Raw genomic sequence first — 25361 nt, forward strand, 5'->3', positions numbered from 1 at the left:
CTACACGCATGAACGCGCGCCCATCCCCGTCGCTCGCCGCCCCGCGCCCGTCATGGCTGCGGTTGCCGGCGCTGCGCTCGCGTCGTCTCGCGCCCTATCTGTTCATCGCGCCGTTCTTCGCGCTGTTCCTGGTGTTCAGCCTGTTCCCGCTGGTCTTCTCGATCTACCTGTCGCTGCAGCAGTGGAACCCGGCCGAGGGTCTGCACACGATGCACTGGGTCGGGCTGGAGAACTACGGCTACGCGCTCACCGACCCGTGGTTCTGGGACGCGCTCTACAACACCGCCTGGTTCGCGCTGGTGGCCGGCGTGCCGCAGCACCTGGTGGCACTGCCGCTGGCCTTCTTCATCCACCGGCGCTTCAAGCGCGGCCGCGACCTGATCGTCGGCGCCTACTTCATCCCGTACATCACGTCGAGCGTCGCCATCGCGCTGATCTTCTCGACGCTGTATTCCAAGGACTACGGCCTGATCAACGCGGCGTTGGCGGAGCTCACCCGCATCCCGTTGATCGGCAGCCCGCTGGCGTCGCTCACGGCCTTGAAGGACGGCGGCATCGACTGGCTCGGCGACGCCGACGTCACGCGACCCGCCGTCGCCTTCGTCGTGTTCTGGCGCTACCTGGGCTGGAACCTCGTGCTCTACCTGTCCGGCCTGCAGGTCATCGACAAGGACCTCTACGAAGCCGCGACGCTGGACGGCGCCACCGAGTGGCAGCAGTTCCGGCATGTCACGCTGCCGCTGCTCAAGCCGATGATGTTCTTCGCGGTGACGCTGACGATCATCGGCAACCTGCAGCTGTTCGAAGAGCCGTTCATCCTCGTCGACGGCGAGAAGGGCGTCGCGTCCTCGGTGATGACGACGGCGATCTTCATGTACCGGACGGCGTTCTCGGACGGCGACTTCGGCACCGCGTCGGCGATGTCGTGGCTGATGTTCGTGCTGATCGCCGCGCTGACCTGGGTCAACGCGCGGCTGTTCGGCCGCGATCCGAGGAGCCGCCGTGGCACGCGCTGAACGGAACTGGCCGGCGTGGCTGGTCGCGGGGACGGGCGCGGTGCTGCTCGTGGCGCCGCTGTACTTCACCTTCGTCTTCGCGACGCACGGGCGCACGGAGATCTTCGACACGCCGCCGCCGCTGTGGTTCGGCGACGCCGCGCCCTCGAACCTGAGGCTGCTCGAGGAGCGCCTGCCGTTCTGGCGCAACCTCGGCATGAGCCTCTACGTGGCGAGCATGACGACGGTGCTGAATCTGCTGCTGTGCTCGCTCGCCGGTTACGCGTTCACGATCTACGAGTTCCGCTTCAAGGGCACGCTCTTCGCGATCGTGCTCGGCTCGATGATGCTGCCGGCCTTCCTGCACATGATCCCGAGCTTCATGGTGATGGACGCGCTGGGCTGGATCGACGAGCCGCGCGCGCTCTACGTGCCGGCGGCGGCGAGCGCGCTGGGCATCTTCCTGATGCGGCAGTACATCGGCTCGGCGATCCCGCCCGACCTCATCGACGCCGCGCGCATCGACGGCTGCGGCGAGCTGCGCATCTTCTGGAGCATCGTGCTGCCGCTGCTCATGCCGGCGTTGGGCACGCTGGGCCTGATCACCTTCATCGCGAGCTGGAACAACTTCGTCGCGCCGTTGGTGGTCATGCGCTCGGCCGAGCACTACACGCTGCCGCTGGCGCTGCGCTCGATGCAGGCGCCCAACAACACCGAATGGGGCGCGCTGATGATCGGCAGCGCCATCGCGATGCTGCCCTTGCTGGTGGCCTACTTCTTCAGCGCCCGGCGGCTGGTCGCCGGACTGACCTCGGGGGCCGTGCGCGGCTGACCGAACCGACCGCCGGAAACGCCATGCCCACGCCCGCGACCTCTGCTGCGCACGCTCCCGGGACATCCAGCGGGATGTCCTCGGCCTCCCCGGATCCTTCGATCTCCCCGAATCCCTCGATCTCTTCGACCACGACCGCCACCACCATGCACGCGAACGACGCCAACCCCGCCGCCGACACCGCCACCTTCCAATCGCTGATCCAGTCGTTGCCCGCGGACTTCCAATGGGGCTCCGCCACCAGCGCCGCGCAGATCGAGGGCGCCGCCCGCGAGGACGGGAAGGGCGAGTCGATCTGGGACCGCTTCTGCGCCCAGGCCGGCCGCATCAAGGACGGTTCCAACATCGACGTGGCCTGCGACCACTACCGCCGTTATCCCGACGACGTGAAGCTGATGAAGTGGCTGGGGCTGGACGCCTACCGCTTCTCGTTCTCGTGGCCGCGCGTGCAGCCGCTGGGGCGCGGCGCCTGGAACGAGGCCGGCTTCGCCTTCTACGACCGGTTGATCGACGAACTGCTCGCCGCGGGCATCAAGCCCAACGCGACGCTGTACCACTGGGACCTGCCGCAGGCGCTGGACGAGTCGATCGGCGGGCTGCTGTCGCGCGACGTGGTGCCGCTGTTCGCCGACTACGCCGCGGAGATCGCCCGCCGCTTCGGTGACCGGCTGTCGACGATCGCGACGCTGAACGAGCCGTGGTGCTCGGCGACGCTGGGCTACGAGACCGCGCAGTTCGCGCCCGGCCACACCAGCCGCGCCGAGGCGTACCAGGTCTCGCACCACCTGCTGATGATGCACGGGGCGGCGATCCAGGCGATGCGGGCGGTCGGCTCGAAGGCGCAGCTCGGCATCGTGCTGAACCACACGCCGTCCTTCCCGGCCGACCCGCTCAGCGAGGACGACCGCCGCGCCGCGCGCATCGACGACGGCACCAACGTGCGCTGGTACATGGACCCGGTGTTCCGCGGCCAGTACCCGGCCGACATCGTCGAGCACCTCGGCGCCGACGCGCCTCAGCTCCAGGACGGCGACCTGGCGCTGATCCAGCAGCCGCTGGACTTCCTCGGAATCAACTTCTACACGCGCAGCGTGCTCAACGGGCAGCAGCAGTTCGTGACGCCGCCGGGGGAACTCGGCTTCACCGACATGGGCTGGGAGATCTATCCGCAGGCGCTGACCCAGCACCTGCTGCGCATCACCCGCGAGTACACGCCGCCGCCCATCGTCATCACCGAGAACGGCATGGCCAACGCGGACAGCGTCGTCGACGGCCGCGTGCCGGACGCGGCGCGCATCGCCTACCTGCGCGGCCACCTGGAGGCCCTGGCCCAGGCGGTGGCCCTGGGCGCCGACGTGCGCGGCTATTTCTACTGGAGCCTGCTGGACAACTTCGAGTGGAACTCGGGCTATCTCAAGCGCTTCGGTCTGTTCCACGTCGACTATGCGTCGCAGGAACGGCTGGCCAAGGACAGCGCGCACTGGTATCGCGACGCGATCGCAGCGTTCAAGGCGGGTCGTTGAAGGGGCGTTCAGCGTGACGCGCTAAACACCGGCCGCGACGACGTCCGCCATCGGGATCCGCCGGCGGGCTGTGGCAGCATCCAAGGCTTTTGCGGGCAGGCGACACACTTGCCCGGCAAAGCCATGGAGCATCGGTGAAGGAAGACAAGGCATGAGACAAGGCGCAAAGACGGCGCCGGCGCGCTTGCTGGCGGACGTGGGCGCGACGCACGTGCGTTTCGCCAGCCAGGGCGGCGCGGCCGATCCGCTGGAGCACGTGGCGCGGTATGTCTGCCAGGATTTCGACACGCTCGCGGACGCGATCTTCTATCACCTGCATCGCGAGGGCCTGCGGACGCCGCGCAGCTGCGCGATCGGCATCGCGACGGCGGTCACCGGCGACCACGTCCGGATGACCAACCACCATTGGAGCTTCTCCACGCGCGCGCTGCAGTCGGCGCTCGGCGCGGAGCGGCTGCTGGTGATCAACGATTTCACGGCGCTCGCGCTGGCGTTGCCGACGATCGGCCCGCAGTCGACGCGCAAGGTCGGCGGCGGCGAGGCGGTCGTCGGCGCGGCGCGCGGGCTGGTCGGGCCGGGCACGGGATTGGGCGTGTCGGGCTTGCTGCCGTCCGAGGACGGCAGCTCCATGGTCGCCGTCGGCGGGGAGGGCGGACATGCGACGCTCTCGTCCTACGAGCCCGAGGAGCGCGCCGTGCTCGATCTGCTGCATCGCCGCTTCGGCCACGTGTCGGCGGAGCGCGCCGTGTCCGGGCCGGGGCTGGAGAACCTCTACACGGCACTCGCCGAATTGCGGGGGCTGAAACTCGCCCCGGGCGAGGGCCGCGCCGCACCGGCGATCACCGCCGCCGCGCTCGCGGGCGAGGCCTTCAGCAGCGACGTCGTGAGCCTGTTCTGCGCGCTGCTCGGCGACATCGCCGGCCACGTCGCACTCACGCTCGGCACGCGCGGCGGGCTCTACATCGGCGGCGGCATCGTGCCCCGCCTCGGCGAGTGGTTCGATCGCAGCCCCTTCCGGGCACGCTTCGAAACCTGCGGCCGGTTGACCTCCTACCTGCGCGCCATCCCGACCTTCGTCGTCCACGAGGCGGATCAGGCGCCGCTGCTCGGGGCCAGCCGGGCGCTGGATCGGGAGGGGATGACGCACTGAGGACGCCCGTCCTGCCTTGGTCCGGGCGTTGGCCGCCGATGCGTGGGGCCTTGGCGGCAAGCGCCAAAACCCCACGCATCGCCGTCCCCCATCACTGTCGTCCTGTCACGGTTTTGTGACGGGGACTGCAATGAAAACGGCCGGGGAGGCCGGCCGTTTGTTGAAGGGTCAGGTCTTACCAGATCCGGATGCGGTCGTCGCTGGACTTGAACATCCTGTCGCCCGGCTTGGTCTTGAACGCCTCGTGGAAGCCGTCGTGGTTGACGGCGGCACCGTTGGCGCGGAACTCGGGCGGCGAGTGCGGGTCGATCGTCAGCAGCTGCAGCTTGCGCTCGTCTCGGGCCTTCTCGCGCCAGGCCTGCGACCAGCCCATGAAGAAGCGCTGCTCGCCGGTGTAGCCGTCGATCACCGGCGCCGGCTTGCCGCCCAGCGAGCGGAGGTAGGCCTTGTAGGCGATCTGCAGGCCGGACAGGTCGGCGATGTTCTCGCCCAGCGTCAGCTTGCCGTTCAGGTGCTTGCCGGCGATGGGCTCGTAGCCTTCGTACTGGGCGACCAGCTTGCTGCCGATGGCGTCGAAGGCCTTGCGGTCGTCGTCGGTCCACCAGTTGCGCAGCTTGCCGTCGCCGTCGAACTGGCTGCCCTGGTCGTCGAAGCCGTGGCTGATCTCATGCCCGATCACCGCGCCGATGGCGCCGTAGTTCACCGCGTCGTCCGCCTTCGTGTTGTAGAAGGGCGGCTGCAGGATCGCGGCCGGGAAGACGATCTCGTTGAGCGTCGGGTTGTAGTACGCGTTGACCGTCTGCGGTGTCATCAGCCACTCGCGGCGATCGACCGGCTTGCTGGCCTTGGCGGCCTGGCGCTTCCATTCGAAGACCGAGGCGCGCAGGTTGTTGCCCACCGGATCGCCCGCCTTCACTTCCAGCGCGCCGTAGTCGCGCCAGACGTCGGGGTAGCCGATCTTCACCATGTACTTCGACAGCTTGTCCTGCGCCTGCGCCTTGGTCGCCGGCGTCATCCAGCTCAGCTTGTCGATGGACTCCTTGTAGGAGGCCAGCAGGTTGTCGACCAGCTGCACCATGCGCGCCTTGTCGGCGGCCGGGAAGTGGCGCTTGACGTAGACCTCGCCGACGGCCTCGCCCAGCGCGCCGTTGACGTTGCCCACGGCCTGCTGCCAACGGGGCTGCTGGCTCTTCGCGCCGGTCAGGGCCGCACCGTGGAAGGCGAAGTGCGCGTCGCGGTAGACCTTGGGCAGCGTCGTGGCGTTGGCGTCGATGGTGCGGAAGGTCAGGTAGAGCTTGAGGTCGTCCAGCGAGGCCTCGCCGAGGATCTTCGCGGCGCCGGTCAGGTAGCTCGGTTGCGAGGCGGACAGCTTGTCCAGGCCCGGCAGCGAGGCGGCGGTGAAGAAGGCGTTCCAGTCGAAGCCCGGCGCCTTCTGCGCCAGTTCGGCCGGCGTCATCGGGTTGTAGGTCTTCTGCGGATCGCGCAGCTCGACCTTGTCCCATTGCACTTGCGCCAGGCGCTCCTCGATCGCCAGCACGCGCTGCGCGCTGCCGGCCGGATCGGCGATGCCGGCGGTCTTCGCCAGCGTCTGCAGGTAGTCGACGTAGGCGCCGCGCGCCTTGCCCAGACGCTCGTCGTCCTTCTTCAGGTAGTAGTCGCGGTCCGGCAGGCCCAGGCCGCCCTGCCAGGTCTGCAGGCGGTTGATGGTGGGATCCTGGTAGTCGGCCTCGATGCCCAGCGGCACCGGCAGGTCGACGACGCCGGTCTGCGCACCCAGCCAGGTGGCGAGCTGCTCGCGCGTCTGGATCGCGGCGATGCTGTCCAGCAAGGGCTTGATCGGCGCGAGGCCGGCCTTGTCGATCGCCGCGGTGTTCATGTAGGCGGCGTAGTAGTCGCCGATCTTCTGCTCGACGGTGCCGGCCTTGGCCTTCTTCTTCGAGAGGTCGTCGATGATGGCGCGCGCCCGCTTGTCCGAGAGGTCCGCCAGCTGGTGGAAGGCGCCGTAGGAGGACTTGTCCGCGGGGATCTCGGTGGTCGAGAGCCAGTGGCCGTTGGCGGCGCGGAAGAGGTCGTCCTGCGGCCGGACCGACTTGTCGTAGCCCTTGAGGTCCAGGCCCGACTGCGGCGGTGCCGCCATGGCGAAGCCGCCGAGCTGCATCAGCAGGGCGAGGGTGGTGAGGCGGAGGGCATTCTTCATCGCAAGCAGCTCATGAGCGCGGGCCGGGGCCCGACGAGGCCGCCAGCCTATGCCAGAAGACAGGCCCATGACAAAAGGCATGAGGCCGTCTGTGGCGGCTGTCGCACCGGGACTTTCCAGCTTGCCGGAAGACGCATCAAGTGGCTGGGCACCGCCCGCCGGCACCCGCCATCGCCCCGGCCTTGACCTCCGCTTGACCGGTGACGCCGTTTCCCGCTCCGGCGGCGCCGTCGATCCGCGCCGGGGTTGTCGAGGTCGGCGACCGCGTGCTCAGCGTGAGGGCTGCGATGACGAGGGCCGCGCCTATCCATTCCTGCGCCGCCGGATGCTGGCCCAGCGCGACGCTCATCAGCAGCGCGGACACCGGAACGCCGTTCAGGAACAGCGTCCCGCGCGAGGCGCCCAGCTGCCGCACGCCGAAGTTGAAGGCCACCACCGCGGCCACCGTCGGCACGGCCGCGATGTAGATCAGATGCGGCGCGACGGTCGTCACGTCCTGCCAGGCGGGTGCGTCTATCCATCCGCCGGCCGTCGCGACCAGCGCGAAGGCCACCTGCCACGGCAGGGCCGCGATGGCGGTGAGGCCGGTGTATTCCAGCGGGCTGAGCGCCGGCACCTTCGCCGCGCCCCGCGTGTAGAGCACCCAGCCGACCGTGCCCAGCAGGGTGAGCGCATCGCCGAGCAGCATGTGGGGCGGTCCGTCGCTGCGACCGAGCACGCCGGAGACGAGGATGACGCCGCTCAACGCCAGCACGGCCGCGCCGGCGACGGCGATCCCCGGGCGTTGGCCGTCGAGCAGCCAGCGCAGCAGGATGGTCGTCATGGGCATCGTCGCCATCAGCACGGCGCCGTGCGAGGGCAACGAGAGCTTCAGCCCTTCCAGCACCAGGATGCCGAAGAAGCCGTAACCCAGCACGCCGTAGCGTGTCAGCGTGCCCCCGTGCGCGCGGAGCTTGGCCCAGGGGCGTTCGCCGAAGACGACGACGAGCACGGTCATGCCGACGCCCGCGAGCAGGTAACGGACCGCCGTGAACCAGATCGGGTCGAGTCGGCTCAGCACCGGCTTGCCGACGAGGAAGAGGCTGCCCCACGAGACGGCCGCGAACAGCATCGCGACGGTGGCGGCATAGGGGTTGGAGAGGCTCATGGCGCCCTTCGCTTTCGCAAGACTTCGATGGAACGGAAGTCTGGGCGCCGCCTCGCACGCGGTCTATGCGCATCTTTGGAACACGCGTTCCGAGAATGTGAACAACGGTCCCGCAGCGGCTTGTCAGAATCCGGACCCATGGAGCTGTACCAGCTGAAGAGTTTTCTGGCCGTCGTGGCCGAACGCAACCTGACCCGCGCCGCGGAGAAGGTGTTCACGTCCGTGCCCGCCGTGAGCGCGCAGATCAAGGCGCTGGAGGAGGAGCTCGGGGTGCAGCTGTTCGAGCGCAGCTCGCGCGGCATGACCTTGACGTCCGCCGGGGAGAAACTCGCCGAGGAGGCCCGCCGCACGCTGGAGGCCGCGCAGCGCCTGCGGCACGCCGCCGCGCAGATCCGCGGCGACGTGCAGGGCGTGCTGCGCATGGGCACGGTCAGCGATCCGATCTCGCTGCGGCTGGGCGACGTGCTGGTCAAGCTGGCGGAGCGGCATCCCGGCATCGGCCTTCAACTGATGCAGCGCCTGTCGCTGCAGAGCGTGCAGGCGCTGCGCCAGGGCGAGGTCGATTGCGCCTACGTGCTTCACGACAGCGAGATCGCGGACGGGCTGGTCGTCAATCGCCTGCGGCGGATGGAGCTCGCGATCGCGGTGCCGCGCCGATTCGCCGATCGCGAGTGGCCGGTGTCGAGGGAGGCGCTGTTGTCGCTGCCCTGGATCGGCACTCCGGTGGTCTGCGGTCTGCGCGCCGCGGCGGAACGGCTGTTCCAGAGCGCCGGCCGCGAACCGCCGCACAGCCTGATGGCCGAGACCGAGTCCGCCGTGCGCGGCATGGTCGCGAGCGGGCTCGGGGCCGCGATTCTCCGGCTCGACCAGGCCCAGGCCGCCGCCGAGGCCGGCGAGCTGCGCATCTGGCCGCACTGGCAGGACGAGACCTGGCTGTGCTGGTTGCAGAAGGAAGGCCCCGAGGAACATGCGTTGACCGCGGTGCGGGAGCTGGTCGAGGAAGTCTGGCGGGACTGACGCGAGTCCAGGGGATTCTTTTTCGACCGACCGGTCGGGCTGCGATACTCCGTCGATCACAACGGAGACTGCATCGTGGAGACCCTGCAGATATCGACCGACGCGCGTGGCGTGGCCCGCGTGACGATGAACCGGCCCGAGGTGTTCAACGCCTTCGACGAAGCGATGATCGCGGCCCTCGATGCCGCCTTCGAGCGCCTCGGCCAGGACCCGGCCGTGCGGATCGTCGTGCTGGACGGCGCCGGCAAGGCCTTCAGCGCCGGCGCCGATCTCCAATGGATGACACGCGCCTCCGAGGCGACGCAGGCGTGGAACGTCGAGGACGCGCGGCGCTTCGCCGGCATGCTGGACCGCATCGCGCGCTGTCCGAAACCGACGATCGCGAAGGTCCACGGTGTGGCGCTGGGGGGCGGCGTCGGGCTGACGCTGGCCTGCGACATCGCCGTCGCTGCAGCCGGCGCGCAGTTCGCCGTCAGCGAGGCCCGGTTCGGCATCCTGCCGTCGGTGATCGGCCCCTACGTGATCAACGCGGTCGGCCCGCGCGAAGCGCGTCGGCTCGCGCTGACGGCCAGTCGCATTTCCGCCGCCGAGGCGCTGCGGATCGGCATGCTGCAGGAGGTCGTCGAGAGCGATGCGGCCGGCGGCCTCGATGGCGCCGTCGAGCGCTGGATCGCGGAGCTGCTGATGAACGGTCCGCAGGCGCAGGCGGAGATCAAGACGCTGTTCGCGCAACTGGAGGTGGGTCCGGTGACCGATCAGGTCCGCGAACTGACCGCCCAGACCATCGCCCGCGTGCGCATGGGCGCGGAGGCGAAGGAGGGCTTCGCCGCCTTCCTCGGCAAGCGGCCCGCGACCTGGGTGCCTCGCCCTGATTGATCGGCACCGGCACGAGCACCGGAACGCGAAAAAACGGAGACAGCAATGACGGAATCGACGGGATCCTGGCGCGTCGCGACAGTGCCGGCCGCAGAGGCGACGGTGGCGGTGATCGGCGCGGGCGTGATGGGCGCGGGCATCGCGCAGGTGGCGGCGCAGGCCGGCCATCCGGTCCGGCTGATGGACCTGCGCGAGGGCGCCGCGGTCGCGGCGATCGCGCAGATCGGCAAGGCGCTCGACGGCCTCGTGACCAAGGGCCGCATGGAAGCGGCGGAGCGCGAGGCGGTGATGGGCCGGCTCTCGCCGGCCGCCGCGGCCGAGGAATTGAAGGAGGCGGCCCTCGTGATCGAGGTGATCGTCGAGAAGCTCGAGCCGAAGCAGGCGTTGCTGCGCGAGCTCGACGCAGTGTTGGCGCCCGATGCGCTCATCGCCTCCAACACGTCGTCGATCAGCATCACCGCGCTGGCGAACGGGATGGCGACGCCGCGCCGTCTGGTCGGCATGCACTTCTTCAATCCTGTGCCGCTGATGAAGCTGGTGGAGGTCATCTGGGGCGCCGAGACGGACCCCTCCGCCGCCGAGGCGATCGAACAGCTGTCGCGCCGCTGGGGCAAGACGCCGGTGCACGCGAAGTCGACGCCGGGGTTCATCGTGAACCGCATCGCGCGGCCGTATTACGCCGAGACGCTTGTGCTGTTGCAGGAACAGGCCGGCTCACCCGCGCAGCTGGATCGCGCGTTGCGCGGCGCGGGTTTCCGCATGGGACCTTGCGAGTTGATGGACCTGATCGGGCACGACACCAACTACCTGGTGACGCAGTCGGTGTTCGAGGCCAACTACGGCGACAAGCGCTATCAGCCGTCGCTGGTGCAGAAGGCCTTGGTCGACGGCGGTCGACTGGGACGCAAGTCCGGCAAGGGCTTCTATGACGGCGTGCCGACTTCAACGTCGACCTCGACCTCATCCCCGACGTCGCCGGCTGAAACCGCCAGCGACGCGGACGTCGGTGCGGTCACGCTGTCGGGACAGGGCGCGTTGGTGGAACGCCTTGGCCACTGGATGACGACGCGAGGCGTCGCGTTCGAGCACGACACGGCCGCCGACTGGACCGGTGTCGCCATCGACGGTCTCCAGTTGCACTTCACGCGCGGACGCTGTGCCGCGCAGTTGGCGCACGAACGCCGCCAGCCCGGTCTGGCGGTGATCGACTGGCCGCCGGCGCCGGATCGCATCGATGGTCTGGCCATCGCGTTCGCCCCGCGTGTCGAAGCCGCGTCGCAGGCACTCGCCGCAGCGCTGCTGCGCCGCCTCGGCTGGGAGCCACTGGTGCTGCGCGACGTGCCGGGTCTTGCCGTCGCGCGGACGATCGCCATGCTGGTCAACGAGGGCGCCGATGCAGTCTGGCAAGGCGTCTGCGACGAGGCAGGCGCCGATACGGCGATGAAGCTCGGCGTCAACTATCCGGCGGGGCCCTTCGAATGGCTCGCGCTGCTCGGGGCGCCGGTCGTCGTGGACATGCTGGACGGCCTCTTCGGCGCGTACCGCAGCGAGCGCTACCGCGTCAGCCCGCTGTTGCAGCACCGCAGTTGGGGTTGACCGAGCACAGCCGGCGGGAGCCGGGGGCCCCGGGCCTCATAAGTCCCAAAATCGGCCCGGGGCCCCCGGCTCCCCCCGGCTCGACGCACCGAGCTGGGCACCGTGCCGCATGAAAAAAGCGACCCTCGGGTCGCTTTCTCAGTGGCGCTTCTGGACGCTGCAGCCTCAGAGCAGCATGCGGAGGTGAGCTTGCGCCTGCAGCAGCGGCGGCAGGCAGTGCTCGACCATCTGCTCCATGCTCATGCGGGTCGCGTGAACGCTGATGGCCATCGCGGCGACGGTGTCACCCTTGTAGTTCTTCAGCGGCACGGCCACCGAGCGCAGGCCTTGTTCCAGCTCCTGGTCGATCAGCGCGTAACCCTGCGCGCGGGCACGGGCGATCTCGATGCGCAGGCGCTCCGGATGCGTGATCGTGTGCGGGGTCAGCGCGGTCAGTTCCTGGCGGGCGATGAAGGCGTCGACTTCCGCCTGCGGTTGCGCCGCCAGCAGCACGCGGCCGTTGCCGGTGCAGTAGGCCGGCACGCGGGTGCCCGGCTGCAGCGTCGGAGAGACCACGCGACCTGCGCTCGTCGCCGAGATGCAGATCACGTCGTTGCCATCCAGCACGCCGGCCGACGAGGCTTCCTTCATCGCGTACGCCAGCTTGTGCAGCTCGGGTTCGATGATGCGCGGCAGGCGGGCGGAGTGCATGTAGCTCTGGCCCAGGCGCAGCACCTTCGGGGTCAGCGCGAACATCTTGCGGTCCTGCGAGACGAAGCCCAGGTGGGTCAGCGTCAGCAGGTAGCGGCGGGCGGCTGCGCGGGTCAGGCCGGTGCGGCCGGCGACCTCGCTGATGGTCAGTCTGGGACGTTCCTGATCGAAGGCCTCGATCACGGCCAGACCTTTTTCCAGGCCTGCCACCAGGTCGCGCTTCAGCGGACCGGTACGGACTTCAGCGTCAGGGGCGGGGACGACCGCTTGAATCGCGGTCAGTTCATCATCAAAGGCTCGTGCAGCGGACATGGCGGGGGAGGGAGGACGTGCGTTTGACGCCCAAATCTGCTGGGCGTAAGCAGGTGATGTCCACGACTATAGGGACAACCCTGTGAAGAATGTTTGCCAGGGCAAATGTTTTATCCGCAAATCGCACGCTTGTGCATCAATTTGGTGCATTTTCTGTGCAGAACGCCCCACCACCTGGAGCAGGCGGTGTGAATGGGCGTTCAGCGGGAAAAAGGTGCGCGAAACCGCGGTCGGTGGTCGCTAAGCAGGCGGTCAATAGTCAGACATCATGCTTGTCACCGCATACCCTACATATATGAGCGGTATGCGCCATCAAACCGAGTCAGTATCACACGCGATGTGCGATTGGCGCCTACGTGGTCCTACGTGCGCCCATGACGATTTCTCTGTCGCCCCCAACTTTTGGCTATAGGTCGCGCAGCAATGGCCTCGACCTGAAGCGCTCCCGCGCTGCACCAAAATGAGGTCCGACAACCCGGGCGATTGCTGGAATCTTCCCGGGTACCGCGGCGCCCGGGTTCCACCATGAACGGGGGACAGGGCGCCGGGCTGCACCGGCGCCCCGGGCGGTCAGACGCGCTCGACCACGACCGCGATGCCCTGGCCCACGCCGATGCACATGGTGCACAGCGCATAGCGACCCTGGATGCGATGGAGCTGATTGATCGCTGTGGTGATCAACCGCGCCCCGCTGGCGCCGAGCGGGTGTCCCAGCGCGATCGCGCCGCCGTTGGGGTTCACGCGCGGGTCGTCGTCGCGGAGGCCAAGATCGCGCAAGACCGCCAGCCCTTGAGCGGCAAAGGCTTCGTTCAACTCGATGACGTCCATCTGGTCCAGCGTCAGCCCGACTTGCGCGAGGACCTTGCGGGTCGCAGGGGCCGGGCCGATGCCCATGATGCGGGGCGCGACGCCGGCCGTCGCCATGCCGAGCACGCGCGCCCGCGGGGTCAGGCCGTGCCGGGCGATTGCGGCTTCACTCGCCATCAGCAGCGCGCAGCTGCCGTCGTTGACGCCGGACGCGTTGCCGGCGGTCACGCTGCCGTCCGGCCGGACCACGCCCTTGAGCTTGCTCAGCGCCTCCAGGCTGGTCTCGCGCGGGTGCTCGTCCTGGCGCACGACCACCGGCTCGCCCTTCTTCTGGGGAATGGTGACCGCGCAGATCTCGGCGTCGAAGAAGCCGCTGCGCTGCGCCGCCAGCGCCTTGGTCTGACTCGCCAGGGCCATGCGGTCCTGCGCCTCGCGCTGAATGCCGAAATCCACGGCGACGTTTTCGGCCGTCTCCGGCATCGCATCGACGCCGTACTGCGCCTTCATCTTGGGATTGATGAAACGCCAGCCGATGGTGGTGTCGTAGATCGCAGCGGCGCGGGAAAAGGCGGACTCCGCCTTGGGCATGACGAAGGGCGCGCGGCTCATGCTCTCGACGCCGCCGGCGATCATCAGCTGGGCCTCGCCGGCGCGGATGGCCCGGGCGGCACTGCCGACGGCGTCCATGCCGGAGCCGCACAGCCGGTTCAGCGTCACGCCGGCCACCTCGATCGGCAGGCCGGCCAGCAGGGCGGACATGCGCGCGACGTTGCGGTTGTCCTCGCCGGCCTGATTGGCGCATCCGTAGAACACGTCATCGAGCGCTTCCCAGTCCAGCGACGGATGGCGCGACATCAAGGCCTGGATCGGCACCGCGCCCAGATCATCCGCGCGGACCGACGACAGGGCGCCGCCGTAACGCCCGAACGGGGTGCGCTGCGCGTCGCAGATGAAGGCGTGCATGAAAAGTCTCCTGTATCTTTATGAGAATGCGAGGTTCGAGGGATCATAGGGGGGCGCAGGAAAAACCTGTGACAAGTTGCACGGTCCCCTCAGGATCGTGCGCAACACCGTACGGTTGACGCGCTTTTGATTTAAGTTGCGCCCCTCCGCAGCCGAAGCTGCTGACGAGGGCGTCCGAACCGGGACGCGGAACTACAAGAATGAAGGACAGATCGGCCGATCCGCTCATCGATGTGAACCAGCTGAAAGTGGGGATGTTCATTCATCTCGACCTCGGCTGGATGTCGCATCCGTTTCCGCTCAGCAGTTTCAAGCTGAGCTCGGAAGAGCAGCTGCTGATCCTGCGCCGTCTGGGGCTGAAGCAGGTGCGCTGGAGTCCGGGCAAGAGCGATCTGCCGCTGGAGGCGACGCCGATGCCGGCACCGACCCCCGCCTCGGCTGTCGTCGAAGAGAACCGCAGTGCCGAGGACGAGGTGCGCGAACGCCATCGCCGCCTGCTGGCCGAGCAGCGCGACGCGCTGCTGCTGTGCGAGCGTCAGTATGCCGAGGCCGCCACCGCCCTGCGTGATCTGATGGACCTGGTGCCGCGCGAGCCGACCGACGCACGCGACCGGTCCTCCGCGCTGTCCCGCGCGCTGCTGGACAAGATGCTGGTCGAAGGCGACATCAACATCCGCCTGCTCAATGAAGGGGCGGGCGACCGCGGCACCGCACACGCGCTGAACGTCGCCGTGATCGCCATGCTGCTGGGTCGGGCCTTCGGCCTGGGCCGCGACGAGATGCTGGACCTGGGCCAGGGCGCGCTGCTGCACGACGTCGGCAAGATGGATCTGACGGCGCGTTTCCGCCATCGTGATGACAGTTTCACCGCCGCCGAGGTGGCCGCCTATCAGCAGCACGTCGCCAAGGGCGTGGTGCTGGGGCAGAAGATGGGCATCGGCGCGGGCCCGCTGTTGATCATCGCGCAGCATCATGAACATGCCGACGGCAGCGGCTTCCCGCAGCGTCTGAACGCCGACCGCATGAGCATCGGCGCCCGCATCGTGGCGCTCGTCAACCGCTTCGACGGGCTGTGCAATCCGCTGCTCAGCTCCAAGGCGATGACGCCGCACGAGGCCCTGTCGCTGATGTTCGCGCAGGGGCGCAGCCGTTTCGACGCGACCATGCTCAACGCCTTCATCCGGATGATGGGCGTGTATCCGCCGGGCTCCGCGGTGCAGCTGACCGACGACCGCTACGCGCTGGTCGTGGCCGTCAATTCGTCGCGTCCGCTCAAGCCCCGGGTCATGGTCCACGATCCCAAGGTGCCGCGCGAGGAAGCGCTGGTGCTGAACCTGGAAGAGCTGCCCGATCTCGGCATCCGTCGCAGCGTCAAGCCGCAGCAACTGCCGCGCGCCTCGCTGGACTACCTGAGCCCGCGCAGCCGCATCGCCTACTTCTTCGAGTCCGCCGGCCCGCTGTCCTCGCCCCCCGGGGAGATGGCCGCGTGACGCTCACGACCCGAGCCTCCGCCGCGTCCACCGCGGCGGTCAATCCTGCGTTCCTGCCGCTGATCGACGGGCTGCAGGAGGCGGTGTGGCTCGTGGACGCGCGCACGCACCAGGTGATCGCGGTCAACCACGCATCGCAGCAGCTGCTCGGATTTCAGGTCAAGGACCTGGTCGGGAGCAGCGTCGAATCGCTGGCCGCCACGCCGGAGGACGCGCTGTTCTGGATGGACGCCGCCATCGGCCGCCGCGAGAGCTTGCACACCGACACCATGATGCGCCACGCCGACGGGCGCATGCTGTGGATCTCGCGGCGCATCAGCCATGTCGCGCAGGCCCAGGGCGACGGCCTGTGGCTGATCGCGATGCGCGACCAGACCCAGCAGCGGCAGCATGACGAGGAGCGTGAGACGCTGCTCGCCGAATTGCGGGCCACGCTCGAATCGACGGCGGACGGCATCCTGGTCACGGACCTGGCCGGACGGATCCGCAGCTTCAACCAGCGACTGGCGTCGCTGTGGGGCATCCCGGAAGACCTGCTCAATGACCGCAACGACGACGCCGTGCAGGCCTGGATGCGGCGCAGCGTCGTCGACGGCGCCGCCTATGCGATGCGGCTCGGTGCGATCCAGGAATCGCCGTTGCTGCATACCAGCGACAACCTCAAGCTGATCGACGGTCGCGTCCTCGAGCGCGTGTCCCTGCCGCAGTGGAGCCGGGGCCGGCCGATCGGTCGTGTGTATTCGTTCCGCGACCTCAGTGAGAAGCTGGCCGCGCATCAGCGCATCGAGGAGCTGTCGCACAACGACATGCTCACCGGGCTGCCGAACCGCCGCGCGCTGATGGAGCGCGTCGACTACGCGCAGGCGATGGCCCGTCGCGAGACGACGCCGTTCGCGCTGCTCAACGTCGACCTCGACCGCTTCAAGCAGATCAACGACACGCTGGGCCATTCGTACGGCGATCGCGTGCTGAAGGAAGTCGCGCTGCGCTTGAAGGAATCGCTGCGCGAGGTCGACACCGTCGCGCGGCTCGACGGCGATGAATTCGCGCTGCTGGTCCACCAGGCCGACGCCCGCGGTGCGGAACATGCGGCGCGTCGCGTCCAGGAGGCGATGTCGAGGCCGTTCTGTTTCGACACGCTGAGTTTCACCGTCACCTGCAGCATCGGCATCGCGCTGTTCCCCGGCGATGGCGCCAGCGCCGAGGAACTGCTGGCCAGCGCCGAGCGTGCGATGCATTGGGTCAAGGAAAGCGGACGCAGCGCGTTCCGTTTCCACCAGCCGCGCAAGGATGTGGACCTGCTGTCGCGCATGCGGCTGGACCACGCGATGCGCCAGGCGCTGCAGGAACATGAATTCCGCCTGCACTTCCAGCCGCAGGTCTCGCTGGAGACCGGCGAGCTCGTCGGCGCGGAGGCGCTGATCCGCTGGCGCGATCCGCTGCGCGGCGACGTTCCGCCGTCCGAGTTCATCCCCGTGGCGGAGGAGAGCGGCTTCATCGTCTCGATCGGCCAGTGGGTGCTGCAGCAGGCGGTGGCGCAGGCCGCGGCCTGGCTCCAGAAGGGGCTGCGCGTGCCGGTGGCGGTCAACGTGTCGGCGCTGCAGTTCCAGCAGACGCAGTTCGTCGAACAGGTGGCGCAGGCCTTGCGCGCCTATGACCTGCCGCCGTCGCTGCTGGAGCTTGAACTGACCGAGTCCGTGCTCCTGCGCGACGCCGAGGAAGCCTTGCACCGGATGGAAGCGCTGTCGGAGCTGGGCGTGCTGATGTCGATCGACGACTTCGGCACCGGCTATTCGAGCCTGGGCTATCTGAAGCGTTTCCCGATCCAGCGGCTCAAGATCGACCGGAGCTTCGTCCACGGGTTGCCGGGCGACGCCAGCGACGCCGGCATCGTCAACGCGATCGTGCAGATGGGGCGTGCGCTCAATCTGAAGGTCATCGCCGAGGGCGTCGAGACCGAGGCGCAACGTGATTTCCTGGCGCGCTGCGGTTGCCACGAATACCAGGGATTCCTGTGCGCGCCGGCGCTGGAAACGCGCGCCTTCGAGGAGCGCCAGGTCCAGATCGCCGCGCAGGCCGAAGCCGGCAAGTTGGCGCGTGAGCAGGTCGCCGCCGTGCCGCGCGCCGCGCGCGCATCCGTCCACCTGCTTCGCGGCGGCTGATCCCCACCGCGCCGCGGGCGCATCGGGATCGACCCGGAGGGGGCGTGCGGCGGGGTCGGGAGACCTCTCCACTGCCTCGCGCACGAGAGCGGCACAATGCGCCGATGGCCGCCGTCGCCGGCCGGGAGACACGCATGCTGTACAAATTCAAGTCGAAGGCGGGGGCTGACGTCATCATGTTGGCCGCCCATGGCGATCAGGCGCTGCAGGCCCTGGGCCGCGGACCTGCGCCGCAGGGGATTCTCCAGGCGTCCGACCTGGCCGGGCTGATCGCGCACGGCGAGGCCGCCATCGCAGAAGAACAGCAGGCCCACGACCGCGCCGTCGAGCAGGCCCAAGCCGAAGGTCGCAAGCCGCCGCCCAAGCCCGAGGTCACGCTGCGCCAGCGGCTGTGGCCGCTGCTTGAGCTGATGCGTGCCGCGCAGGCCGCCAACACGGATGTGGTCTGGGGCGTCTGAGTGGACTCGACCCTGATCCTGGCGATCCGCCACGGCGAAACTGCCTGGAACCGCGAAGGCCGACTCCAAGGCCATCTGAATCTCCCGCTGAACGCGTTGGGCGAGCGCCAGGCCGAACGGCTCGGCGCCGCGCTGGCGGACCATCCGATCGACGCGATCTATGCGAGCGACCTGGACCGCGCGGCGGTGACGGCCCGGCACCTGGCGGCACCGCACGGGCTGGCGGTCCGCCTCGACGAGCGACTGCGGGAGCGCGCCTTCGGCATCCACGAGGGCAAGCTCTGGACCGAGATCGAGTCCGGATTCCCCGAGGACGCCCTGCGTTGGCGGCGGCGTGATCCCGACTTCGAGCCGCCCGGCGGGGAAAGTCTGGTCACGCTCTACGCCCGCTGCATCGCGGTCGTGTCCGAGCTGGCCGCGGCCCATGCGGGGCAGACGATCGCGATCGTGGCGCACGGCGGTGTGATGGACTGCCTCTACCGCGCGGCAACCCGCATCGATCTGCAGGCGCCGCGCAGCTGGGTCCTGGGCAACACGAGCATCAACCGGCTGCTGCATTCGCCGCAAGGATTCAGCCTGGTCGGATGGAACGACGACCAGCATCTGCAAGGCCTGACCCTGGATGATCCCGGCGTGCCGGGTTTCATGCCTGCCGCCACGGCGACCGCCCGGGCCTGAGCGCGGGATGGCCAGCTCCCACGAGGGCTGGCGGCCGCCAACATCGACAGAAGCGCCGCACCGAGCGCTCATCGAGGAGACACATGACCGACGCACAGATCATCGTGCTGGCAACGCCGGTGTTCTTCGCCCTGATCGGGCTCGAATACTGGATCGGCCTGCGCCGCGGGCGCAACACCTATCGCCTGAACGACGCGGTGAGCAGCATCGCGCTGGGGATGCTCAGCCAGGTGGTGGGCGTGCTGACCAAGCTCTTCACGCTGGGCATCTACACCTGGGTCTTCGAGCGCGCGGCGCTGACCCGCCTGGATGCGGGCGCGTGGTGGGTCTGGCTGCTGGGACTGCTGCTGTACGACTTCCTCTACTACTGGCACCACCGGCTCGGCCACACGACCGCGCTGTTGTGGGCTGCGCACGCCGTCCACCACCAGAGCGAGGACTACAACCTCTCCACCGCCCTGCGCCAGACCGGCAGTGGCTGGCTGGTCGGCTGGCTCTTCTACATGCCGATGGCGATCCTCGGCTTCCCGCCGCTGGTGTATGCCGTGGTCGCGTTGATCGACCTGCTGTACCAGTTCTGGGTTCACACCCAGCAGATCGGCAAGCTCGGCTGGTTCGACCGGTGGTTCTGCTCTCCCTCCAACCATCGCGTGCATCACGCCGTCAACGATCCCTATCTTGATCGCAATTACGGCGGAATCCTCGTCATCTGGGACCGCTTGTTCGGCAGCTTCCAGGAAGAGCTGGATCGCGAGCCCTGTGTCTACGGGACCCGCGATTCGCTGCAGAGCTGGAACCCGTGGACCGCCAACGTCCAGGTGTACGCCAAGCTGCTGGCCAAGACCCGGCGCACGCCGCGTTGGCGGGACAAGCTGCGCCTGTGGTGGGAGCCCGCACACTGGGAACCCGGCGTCGGTGCCCGCATAGCGCCCGGATACGACCCGCACACGAGGCCGCTGTTCGACCCGAAGGTTGCGTCCTCGCACGCCTGGGCGGCGGGGGCGATGTTCCTGCTGCTGCTCGGCGCGGTCGCGCTGTTCCTCTGGAATGCCCATCGGCTCGGCCCCATCGCGCAGATCGTCGTGCTGGCCGGACTCCTGGCGGGCCAGGTGCTGACGGCACGTCTGCTATCACCCGCCAGCCCTCTGGTTCACCCCTAACGGGGAACTGTTGCAATTTTGCGTCGGGCGTTATGGGTGCGTGCAACGCACTTCTATACTCCGCACACCTTGCAGTAAAGCCATTGAGCCAGACCGGCTGAAACCTCCAACTGGATGAAGGTGGGTATGAAAAAGATTGCATTCGCTGCGGCCATCGCGGCTCTTTCCGCTCCCGTGTTCGCGCAGAGCTCCGTCACGCTCTGGGGTCGCATCAACACCTCGGTGGAAAGCATCAAGACCGGCAACAACGACCGCGTCGCTTCGGTGATCAACAACAACTCCCGCCTGGGTTTCAAGGGCACGGAAGACCTCGGCAGCGGCTTGAAGGCCAGCTTCGCCCTGGAACATGGCCTGAACTCCGACGACGGCCGCCAGACCAACTCGGCGTTCTGGAACCGTGAAGCCAGCGTGCAGCTGGCCGGCGACTTCGGCGCGATCCGTCTGGGCCGCTGGACCCCGGGCTCGTACTACGCCACCGCCGACTACGTGTCGATGCACAACCATGACACCGGCACGTCGGAAGACAAGCTGTACTCCGGTGCCGGCTTCACGCAGACCAACAAGGTCGGTTACTTCACCCCGAACGTCGGCGGCTTCAACGGCGAGTTCACGCTGCACGCCGGCGAGGGCGTCGACCCCCGCGGCTACGACGTCGCGCTGAACTACGACCAGGGCCCGATGCACCTGGGCGCTGGCTACAGCAAGCAAGGTTCGGCCAAGCAGTACGCGATCCGCGGCCTGTATGAACTGGGCGCCTTCACCTTCGGCGGCTACGCGCAACGCGAAGAGTCGGGCACGCCGCAATCGCCGGGCGCGAAGGACTCGCGTTGGATCGGCCGCGCCGCCGTGATGTACACGCTGGGCCAATCGGAATTCCACCTGAACGTCGGTGGCACCAAGGCTGGCGCCTACTCGTTCAACAACGGTCGCAACGGTGGCAAGCAATACACCGTGGCCTACAACTACAACCTGAGCAAGCGCACCAAGGTGTACGCGTTCTACACCGCCGTGGACGCTTCCACGGCGAACAAGCGCGACGACCTGAGCTCGTTCGCCCTGGGCGTCCGCCACAACTTCTGATCTCCGGATCTGGAAGCAGAAAGGCGCTCTTCGGAGCGCCTTTTTTCATTGTTGCTGCTGTGCCGCGCGCTGCGACCCCGGTGGTCGATGAGCCTGCCATCGGCAGGCCCGAAGCGCGCTATTCGAGCTCGAACAGCTGCCCCGCCTGCTTCGGCGGTGCGACGCCGAGGTGGCGATAAGCCGCCAGCGTCGCGATCCGCCCCCGCGGCGTGCGTTGCAGGAAGCCCTGCTGGATCAGGTAGGGCTCGATCACGTCCTCGATGGTGCCGGGCTCCTCACCGATGGCCGCGGCGACGTTGTCCAGGCCCACCGGTCCGCCGTCGAACCGGTGCACGACCGCCTCCAGCAGCTTGCGGTCCATCAGGTCGAAGCCCAACGGGTCGACATCCAGCATCGCCAGCGCTTTTTCGGCGATGTTGCGGGTGATGGTGCCGTCCGCCTTGACGTCCGCATAGTCGCGGACGCGGCGCAGCAGCCGGTTCGCGATCCGCGGCGTGCCGCGCGACCGGCGCGCGACTTCGAGCGCGCCCTCCGGATCCATCGGCGCGCCGAGCAGCGCGGCAGACCGGGTCACGATGCGCTGGAGTTCCTCGGCCGTGTAGAACTCCAGCCGCGCCACGATGCCGAAGCGGTCGCGCAGCGGGTTGGTCAGCATGCCGGCGCGTGTGGTCGCGCCGACCAGGGTGAACGGCTGCAGGTCGAGCTTGATCGAACGGGCCGCCGGGCCTTCGCCGATCATGATGTCGATCTGGTAGTCCTCGAGCGCCGGATACAGGATCTCCTCGACGACCGGGGACAGCCGGTGGATCTCGTCGATGAAGAGCACGTCATTGCGCTCGAGGTTGGTCAGGATCGCCGCCAGGTCCTTGGGTTTCTCCAGCACCGGACCGCTGGTCTGGCGCAGGTTGACGCCCAGTTCCGCGGCGACGATGTGGCTCAGCGTGGTCTTGCCCAATCCAGGCGGTCCGAACAGCAGCACGTGGTCGAGCGCCTCACGGCGCTTCTTCGCGGCGCCGATGAAGATCTCCAACTGCTCCCGCGCCTTGGCCTGGCCGACGTACTCGTCGAGCAGCTTGGGACGCAGCGCGCGCTCGATCGCATCCTCGTTCGGCGACGTGGGTTGTGCGCTGATGAGTCGGGCCTGCTGCGGCGCGGGCGTGAAGTCGTCGGTCTGGATGCTCATGGTGGGAGAGTACGCCGCGCGCGTGGATTCATGACAGGTGCTTCATCGCCAGCTTGATGCCCTCGCTGACGCCGATGTCCGATGGCAGCGTCTTCAGCGCGCTGCCGGCTTCCTTCTCGCTGTAGCCCAGCGCGACCAGCGCCTGCAGGATGTCGGCCTGCGCGTCGTTGGCCACGGACACCGGCAGCGAGAGGTCCGGGCTCAGCTTGCCCTTGAGCTCCAGCAGCAATCGCTCGGCCGTCTTCTTCCCGATGCCCGGCACCTTCACCAGCCGGCCGGCTTCCTGCTTGGAGACGGCCTGCGCCAGATCCCCGACCGACATGCCCGACAGCAGGGAGAGCGCCATCTTCGGACCGACGCCGCTGATCTTGATCAGCAGGCGGAAGGTGCTGCGCTCCTCGGCGGTGAGAAATCCGAAGAGGACGTGCGCATCCTCGCGGATGCTCAGGTGCGTCAACAGCGTGGCGCGTTCGCCCAGGCCGGGCAGGTTGAAGAAGGTGCTCATCGGCACGTCGACTTCGTAGCCGACGCCTTGCACGTCGATGACAACCTGCGGGGGCGATTTTTCCGCGATGACGCCGGTGAGCTTGCCGATCATGGGCGCGGATTATCCGCGTTCGTCGACGCTTAGACGGCGATCTGCTGGATATTTGTCCAGTATTTTCCCGCGGCGAGCGATCCTGCCTCGGGAGCCGGCGCCCTGGGCGCTCAGTTCCTGCCGAAAAGACCCAGGCGCTGGGCCTCCAGCGCGGCCTCGGCGCGCGAACTCACGTTCAGCTTGCGGTAGATCTGCTTCACGTAGTCGGCGATCGTGTGGCGCGACAGACCCAGCTGCACGCCGATCTCCGGCAGCGTGAAGCCCTTCGCGACGCGCAGCAGGACTTCCGTCTCGCGGTCGGTCAGCGACACCTCGTGCAGCACCTGCGCGGCCTGCGGCCGGCGTTGCGAGGTGAAGTAGGCGATGACCTTGCGCGCGATCGACGGGGACAGCGGCGGTTCGCCCTGGCTGATGCGCTGCAACTGCTCGACCAGCAGCTCGCGAGACTGCTCCTTGAGCAGATAGCCGAAGGCGCCGGCCTGCAGGGCGGGGAAGAGGTGTTCGTCGTCGTCGTGGATGGTGACGATGACCGACTGGACCTCGGGCTGCTTCTCGCGCAGCGCGGAGATCACGTCGACGCCGGACCCGTCCGGCAGGCCCAGGTCCAGCAGCGCCAGCGTGAAGCGCTGCGAGTTGACCTGCTGCAGCGCGTCCTGCACCCGCGAGCACTCGGTGACGACCGCGTTGGCGAAGACCTGCTTGACCAGGACCTTGAGCCAGGCGCGGATTTCGGGAATGTCTTCGAGGAGCAGGATGTGGTTCATGGCGCGGATTCTTGCTCAGGATTGTCGTGCGGGCGGAGTGCCCGCTGACTTCCTGCAACAGTACGGCTTTCTCGGGGGGCTGACCATCCTGATCAACGCCGGACTGTGGCGCCAGCGGCAATGGATCACGGGAGATCGCGATCAGCGCGTGATCAAAGGGGGATCGTGAGCCGGATGACGGTGCCCCAACCGGGACCCGATTCGACCAGGCACTGGCCATGCATCTGCTTGGCGCGGGCCTTCATGCTGGCCATGCCGTGTCCCTTGTCCAGGCGACCCTCGAGCTCGAGCGGGATGCCCTGGCCGTTGTCCTGGATCACCACCGAGAAATAGCCGTCCTGCGCCGAGCAGCTGATCACGCAGTGCGTGGCGCCGCTGTGCTTGATGATGTTGCTGACCGATTCGCGCAGGATGCGCGTCGTCTGCACGTAGGCACGGGCGGGGAAGGTGTGCTCGATGTCCTCGGCGGGCGACTTCCACTCGGCCAGGATGTTGGCCTGGGCCAGGCGCGAGACCACTTCGGCACGCCAGTCCCCAAGCGCATCGAGCAGTTGCACCGGCTTGCCGGTCAGGCCGCGCACGGACAGCCGCATCTCCTCCAGCGCTTCGCGCGCGAGCGTTGAGATCCGGTCCGATTCGCTGGTGTGCACGATGGTCAGCAGCTTGGCGCCGAGGTCGTCGTGGAGGTCGGCGGCGATGCGCTTGCGCTCGCGTTCGGTGACCTGCTCCAGCTTGGTCTCCGCGACCTGATCGAAATGGCGCTCCAGTTCGGCGATGCGCTCCTGCAGGCGCAACTCGCCTTGCAGGACGGCGAGCTCGGACTGCGTGAGCGCGCGGGCGAACTCGCGCACGCGATGCAGGCCCAGGCCCAGCAGGCACAGCGGGCCGAGGATGCCGGCCAGGCCGCTGCCCGGCAAGCTCCAGGCCGTCAGGACCGCGAACGCGCCGAAGCCGATCAGCACACAGCTGAGGATGAAGTCGGACCGCGGGTAGCGCTCCTCCAAGGTCGGCAGGAACATGTCCTGCCAGAGATGCCAGAGGTGCCAGGCCATCGCCACGAGCAGCTGCGCGCCCAGCCACCAGAGCGCGAAGGCGGCGATGCGCGTGGCCGGTACCGGCAGCAGCAGCGCGGCGGGAAAGAGCAGCGCCTGGGCCAGCAGGGCGCGGTGCATGCGGCGGTCCCGTCGCCGCATCCGTCGCATCAAGTAGTGCACCGCGGACCAGAGCAGCCACGGCGCCAGGATCACCGCGATCCCCGTGCGCCACGACGACAGCGGCGCGAGACCCACCATGACGACCCATCCCGGCATCAGGACGAGCAGCCAGGAGATATGGCGCTGGGCGCGTCGTTGCCAGATCAGCAGTCCCAGCACGAAGGCCATCAGCACCAGCGCGGACTGCAGGCCGTAGGCGAGCTGCGGGGCGAGCCTCGTCCACAAGGTGGCGAAGGAGCCGGCGGTGACGTCGGAGCCGGCGACCGCGGCACCGGCCACTTGCGCGAGGCAGACCGGCACGGCCAATGTCAGCGCGGCCGCGGCGCCGAACGCCGCAGGCCTGGAGCCCCCCTGCGCCGGCACGGCATCCCTGGGGCCGGCAGCGTCTCCTTGTTGTTCCGTGGTCCGGTGCATGGGGGGCGATTGTGCAGGCGCGGCAAGCGCGCCGCGCACCGGCGCGCGACAATAC

At 68.3% G+C, this 25361-nt stretch carries 22 protein-coding genes; 14 read left to right on the forward strand and 8 right to left on the reverse strand.

The window, feature by feature from the left end:
• The first annotated feature begins 8 nt into the window (after window positions 1-8).
• From AC07O8_RS04610 to glk, 4 genes are all read left to right on the forward strand, one after another.
• Window positions 9-1016, forward strand: a complete 1008-nt coding sequence (locus AC07O8_RS04610; RefSeq protein WP_495046903.1) for a carbohydrate ABC transporter permease — start codon at window positions 9-11, stop codon at window positions 1014-1016.
• Complete coding sequence (locus AC07O8_RS04615) at window positions 1003-1827, forward strand: carbohydrate ABC transporter permease (protein ID WP_495046904.1); 825 nt, start codon at window positions 1003-1005, stop codon at window positions 1825-1827. The genes AC07O8_RS04610 and AC07O8_RS04615 overlap by 14 nt, the downstream gene beginning before the upstream one ends.
• Window positions 1828-1973: 146 nt before the next feature.
• Complete coding sequence (locus AC07O8_RS04620; RefSeq protein ID WP_495046905.1) at window positions 1974-3350, forward strand: GH1 family beta-glucosidase; 1377 nt, start codon at window positions 1974-1976, stop codon at window positions 3348-3350.
• Between the two features lie 151 nt (window positions 3351-3501).
• Window positions 3502-4500, forward strand: a complete 999-nt coding sequence (gene glk / locus AC07O8_RS04625; RefSeq protein ID WP_495046906.1) for a glucokinase — start codon at window positions 3502-3504, stop codon at window positions 4498-4500.
• A gap of 175 nt (window positions 4501-4675) precedes the next feature.
• On the opposite strand, the gene AC07O8_RS04630 is transcribed toward glk, so the two are convergent.
• Both AC07O8_RS04630 and AC07O8_RS04635 read right to left on the reverse strand, forming a co-directional pair.
• Window positions 4676-6697, reverse strand: a complete 2022-nt coding sequence (locus AC07O8_RS04630; protein ID WP_495046907.1) for a M13 family metallopeptidase — start codon at window positions 6695-6697, stop codon at window positions 4676-4678.
• Window positions 6698-6833: 136 nt separating this feature from the next.
• Window positions 6834-7844, reverse strand: a complete 1011-nt coding sequence (locus tag AC07O8_RS04635; RefSeq protein ID WP_495046908.1) for a DMT family transporter — start codon at window positions 7842-7844, stop codon at window positions 6834-6836.
• A 138-nt stretch (window positions 7845-7982) separates the two neighbouring features.
• On the opposite strand from AC07O8_RS04635, the gene AC07O8_RS04640 reads away from it, so the two are divergent.
• From AC07O8_RS04640 to AC07O8_RS04650, 3 genes are all read left to right on the forward strand, one after another.
• Window positions 7983-8861 (forward strand): LysR family transcriptional regulator, encoded by an 879-nt coding sequence (locus AC07O8_RS04640; RefSeq protein ID WP_495046909.1) that lies wholly within the window; start codon window positions 7983-7985, stop codon window positions 8859-8861.
• Window positions 8862-8936: 75 nt separating this feature from the next.
• On the forward strand, window positions 8937-9737 hold the full coding sequence (locus AC07O8_RS04645) for an enoyl-CoA hydratase-related protein (RefSeq protein ID WP_495046910.1): 801 nt from the start codon (window positions 8937-8939) through the stop codon (window positions 9735-9737).
• A gap of 45 nt (window positions 9738-9782) precedes the next feature.
• Entirely contained in the window at window positions 9783-11333 is a 1551-nt protein-coding gene (locus AC07O8_RS04650; protein ID WP_495046911.1) for a 3-hydroxyacyl-CoA dehydrogenase, read from the forward strand.
• Between the two features lie 165 nt (window positions 11334-11498).
• On the opposite strand, the gene AC07O8_RS04655 is transcribed toward AC07O8_RS04650, so the two are convergent.
• On the reverse strand, window positions 11499-12335 hold the full coding sequence (locus tag AC07O8_RS04655; protein ID WP_088407692.1) for an IclR family transcriptional regulator domain-containing protein: 837 nt from the start codon (window positions 12333-12335) through the stop codon (window positions 11499-11501).
• Window positions 12336-12905: 570 nt separating this feature from the next.
• Entirely contained in the window at window positions 12906-14105 is a 1200-nt protein-coding gene (gene pcaF, locus AC07O8_RS04660; protein WP_495046912.1) for a 3-oxoadipyl-CoA thiolase, read from the reverse strand.
• A gap of 200 nt (window positions 14106-14305) precedes the next feature.
• Between pcaF and AC07O8_RS04665 the strand changes: the two genes are divergently transcribed.
• The 6 genes from AC07O8_RS04665 (at window position 14306) to AC07O8_RS04690 (ending at window position 21133) form a co-directional block, all read left to right on the forward strand.
• A complete protein-coding gene (locus AC07O8_RS04665; RefSeq protein WP_495046913.1) occupies window positions 14306-15595 on the forward strand; it encodes a cyclic di-GMP phosphodiesterase in 1290 nt (429 codons plus the stop codon).
• Complete coding sequence (locus AC07O8_RS04670; RefSeq protein ID WP_495046914.1) at window positions 15592-17757, forward strand: putative bifunctional diguanylate cyclase/phosphodiesterase; 2166 nt, start codon at window positions 15592-15594, stop codon at window positions 17755-17757. The genes AC07O8_RS04665 and AC07O8_RS04670 overlap by 4 nt, the downstream gene beginning before the upstream one ends.
• A 104-nt stretch (window positions 17758-17861) precedes the next feature.
• Window positions 17862-18215 (forward strand): DUF1840 domain-containing protein, encoded by a 354-nt coding sequence (locus tag AC07O8_RS04675; RefSeq protein WP_495046915.1) that lies wholly within the window; start codon window positions 17862-17864, stop codon window positions 18213-18215.
• On the forward strand, window positions 18216-18893 hold the full coding sequence (locus AC07O8_RS04680; protein WP_495046916.1) for a histidine phosphatase family protein: 678 nt from the start codon (window positions 18216-18218) through the stop codon (window positions 18891-18893).
• Window positions 18894-18976: 83 nt separating this feature from the next.
• The gene (locus tag AC07O8_RS04685) at window positions 18977-20053 is read left to right on the forward strand and encodes a sterol desaturase family protein (RefSeq protein WP_495046917.1); all 1077 of its coding nucleotides are present in this window, start codon (window positions 18977-18979) and stop codon (window positions 20051-20053) included.
• A gap of 126 nt (window positions 20054-20179) precedes the next feature.
• Window positions 20180-21133 (forward strand): porin, encoded by a 954-nt coding sequence (locus AC07O8_RS04690; protein ID WP_495046918.1) that lies wholly within the window; start codon window positions 20180-20182, stop codon window positions 21131-21133.
• Window positions 21134-21251: 118 nt separating this feature from the next.
• Here AC07O8_RS04690 and ruvB read toward each other — a convergent pair whose 3' ends face one another.
• The 3 genes from ruvB to AC07O8_RS04705 form a co-directional block, all read right to left on the reverse strand.
• Window positions 21252-22316 carry a Holliday junction branch migration DNA helicase RuvB gene (ruvB, locus tag AC07O8_RS04695; protein ID WP_495046919.1) on the reverse strand — a complete coding sequence of 355 codons (1065 nt, stop codon included), beginning with the start codon at window positions 22314-22316 and terminating at the stop codon, window positions 21252-21254.
• 28 nt (window positions 22317-22344) lie between these two features.
• Window positions 22345-22914 carry a Holliday junction branch migration protein RuvA gene (gene ruvA / locus AC07O8_RS04700; RefSeq protein ID WP_297530207.1) on the reverse strand — a complete coding sequence of 190 codons (570 nt, stop codon included), beginning with the start codon at window positions 22912-22914 and terminating at the stop codon, window positions 22345-22347.
• Between the two features lie 110 nt (window positions 22915-23024).
• Complete coding sequence (locus AC07O8_RS04705) at window positions 23025-23678, reverse strand: response regulator (protein ID WP_067069232.1); 654 nt, start codon at window positions 23676-23678, stop codon at window positions 23025-23027.
• Here AC07O8_RS04705 and AC07O8_RS04710 point away from each other — a divergent pair.
• Entirely contained in the window at window positions 23677-23847 is a 171-nt protein-coding gene (locus tag AC07O8_RS04710) for a hypothetical protein (RefSeq protein ID WP_495046920.1), read from the forward strand. The genes AC07O8_RS04705 and AC07O8_RS04710 overlap by 2 nt on opposite strands.
• Here AC07O8_RS04710 and AC07O8_RS04715 read toward each other — a convergent pair.
• Complete coding sequence (locus AC07O8_RS04715; protein ID WP_495046921.1) at window positions 23831-25306, reverse strand: sensor histidine kinase; 1476 nt, start codon at window positions 25304-25306, stop codon at window positions 23831-23833. The two genes, AC07O8_RS04710 and AC07O8_RS04715, sit on opposite strands and share 17 nt — an antisense overlap.
• Window positions 25307-25361 lie beyond the last annotated feature (55 nt).

It is taken from the genome of Roseateles sp. GW821-FHT09G09 (genome assembly GCF_059415965.1).

What these genes read in the sequence shown, in the direction of transcription:
- glk (WP_495046906.1), top strand. Translation starts at nt 3,502, where the DNA reads ATGAGACAAGGCGCAAAGACGGCGCCGGCGCGCTTGCTGGCGGACGTG.
- AC07O8_RS04710 (WP_495046920.1), top strand. Translation starts at nt 23,677, where the DNA reads ATGGCGCGGATTCTTGCTCAGGATTGTCGTGCGGGCGGAGTGCCCGCT.
- AC07O8_RS04690 (WP_495046918.1), top strand. Translation starts at nt 20,180, where the DNA reads ATGAAAAAGATTGCATTCGCTGCGGCCATCGCGGCTCTTTCCGCTCCC.
- pcaF (WP_495046912.1), bottom strand. Translation starts at nt 14,105, where the DNA reads ATGCACGCCTTCATCTGCGACGCGCAGCGCACCCCGTTCGGGCGTTAC.
- AC07O8_RS04665 (WP_495046913.1), top strand. Translation starts at nt 14,306, where the DNA reads ATGAAGGACAGATCGGCCGATCCGCTCATCGATGTGAACCAGCTGAAA.
- AC07O8_RS04715 (WP_495046921.1), bottom strand. Translation starts at nt 25,306, where the DNA reads ATGCACCGGACCACGGAACAACAAGGAGACGCTGCCGGCCCCAGGGAT.
- AC07O8_RS04610 (WP_495046903.1), top strand. Translation starts at nt 9, where the DNA reads ATGAACGCGCGCCCATCCCCGTCGCTCGCCGCCCCGCGCCCGTCATGG.
- AC07O8_RS04685 (WP_495046917.1), top strand. Translation starts at nt 18,977, where the DNA reads ATGACCGACGCACAGATCATCGTGCTGGCAACGCCGGTGTTCTTCGCC.
- AC07O8_RS04705 (WP_067069232.1), bottom strand. Translation starts at nt 23,678, where the DNA reads ATGAACCACATCCTGCTCCTCGAAGACATTCCCGAAATCCGCGCCTGG.
- AC07O8_RS04620 (WP_495046905.1), top strand. Translation starts at nt 1,974, where the DNA reads ATGCACGCGAACGACGCCAACCCCGCCGCCGACACCGCCACCTTCCAA.
- ruvB (WP_495046919.1), bottom strand. Translation starts at nt 22,316, where the DNA reads ATGAGCATCCAGACCGACGACTTCACGCCCGCGCCGCAGCAGGCCCGA.
- AC07O8_RS04650 (WP_495046911.1), top strand. Translation starts at nt 9,783, where the DNA reads ATGACGGAATCGACGGGATCCTGGCGCGTCGCGACAGTGCCGGCCGCA.
- AC07O8_RS04640 (WP_495046909.1), top strand. Translation starts at nt 7,983, where the DNA reads ATGGAGCTGTACCAGCTGAAGAGTTTTCTGGCCGTCGTGGCCGAACGC.
- AC07O8_RS04655 (WP_088407692.1), bottom strand. Translation starts at nt 12,335, where the DNA reads ATGTCCGCTGCACGAGCCTTTGATGATGAACTGACCGCGATTCAAGCG.
- AC07O8_RS04675 (WP_495046915.1), top strand. Translation starts at nt 17,862, where the DNA reads ATGGCCGCCGTCGCCGGCCGGGAGACACGCATGCTGTACAAATTCAAG.
- AC07O8_RS04635 (WP_495046908.1), bottom strand. Translation starts at nt 7,844, where the DNA reads ATGAGCCTCTCCAACCCCTATGCCGCCACCGTCGCGATGCTGTTCGCG.
- ruvA (WP_297530207.1), bottom strand. Translation starts at nt 22,914, where the DNA reads ATGATCGGCAAGCTCACCGGCGTCATCGCGGAAAAATCGCCCCCGCAG.
- AC07O8_RS04630 (WP_495046907.1), bottom strand. Translation starts at nt 6,697, where the DNA reads ATGAAGAATGCCCTCCGCCTCACCACCCTCGCCCTGCTGATGCAGCTC.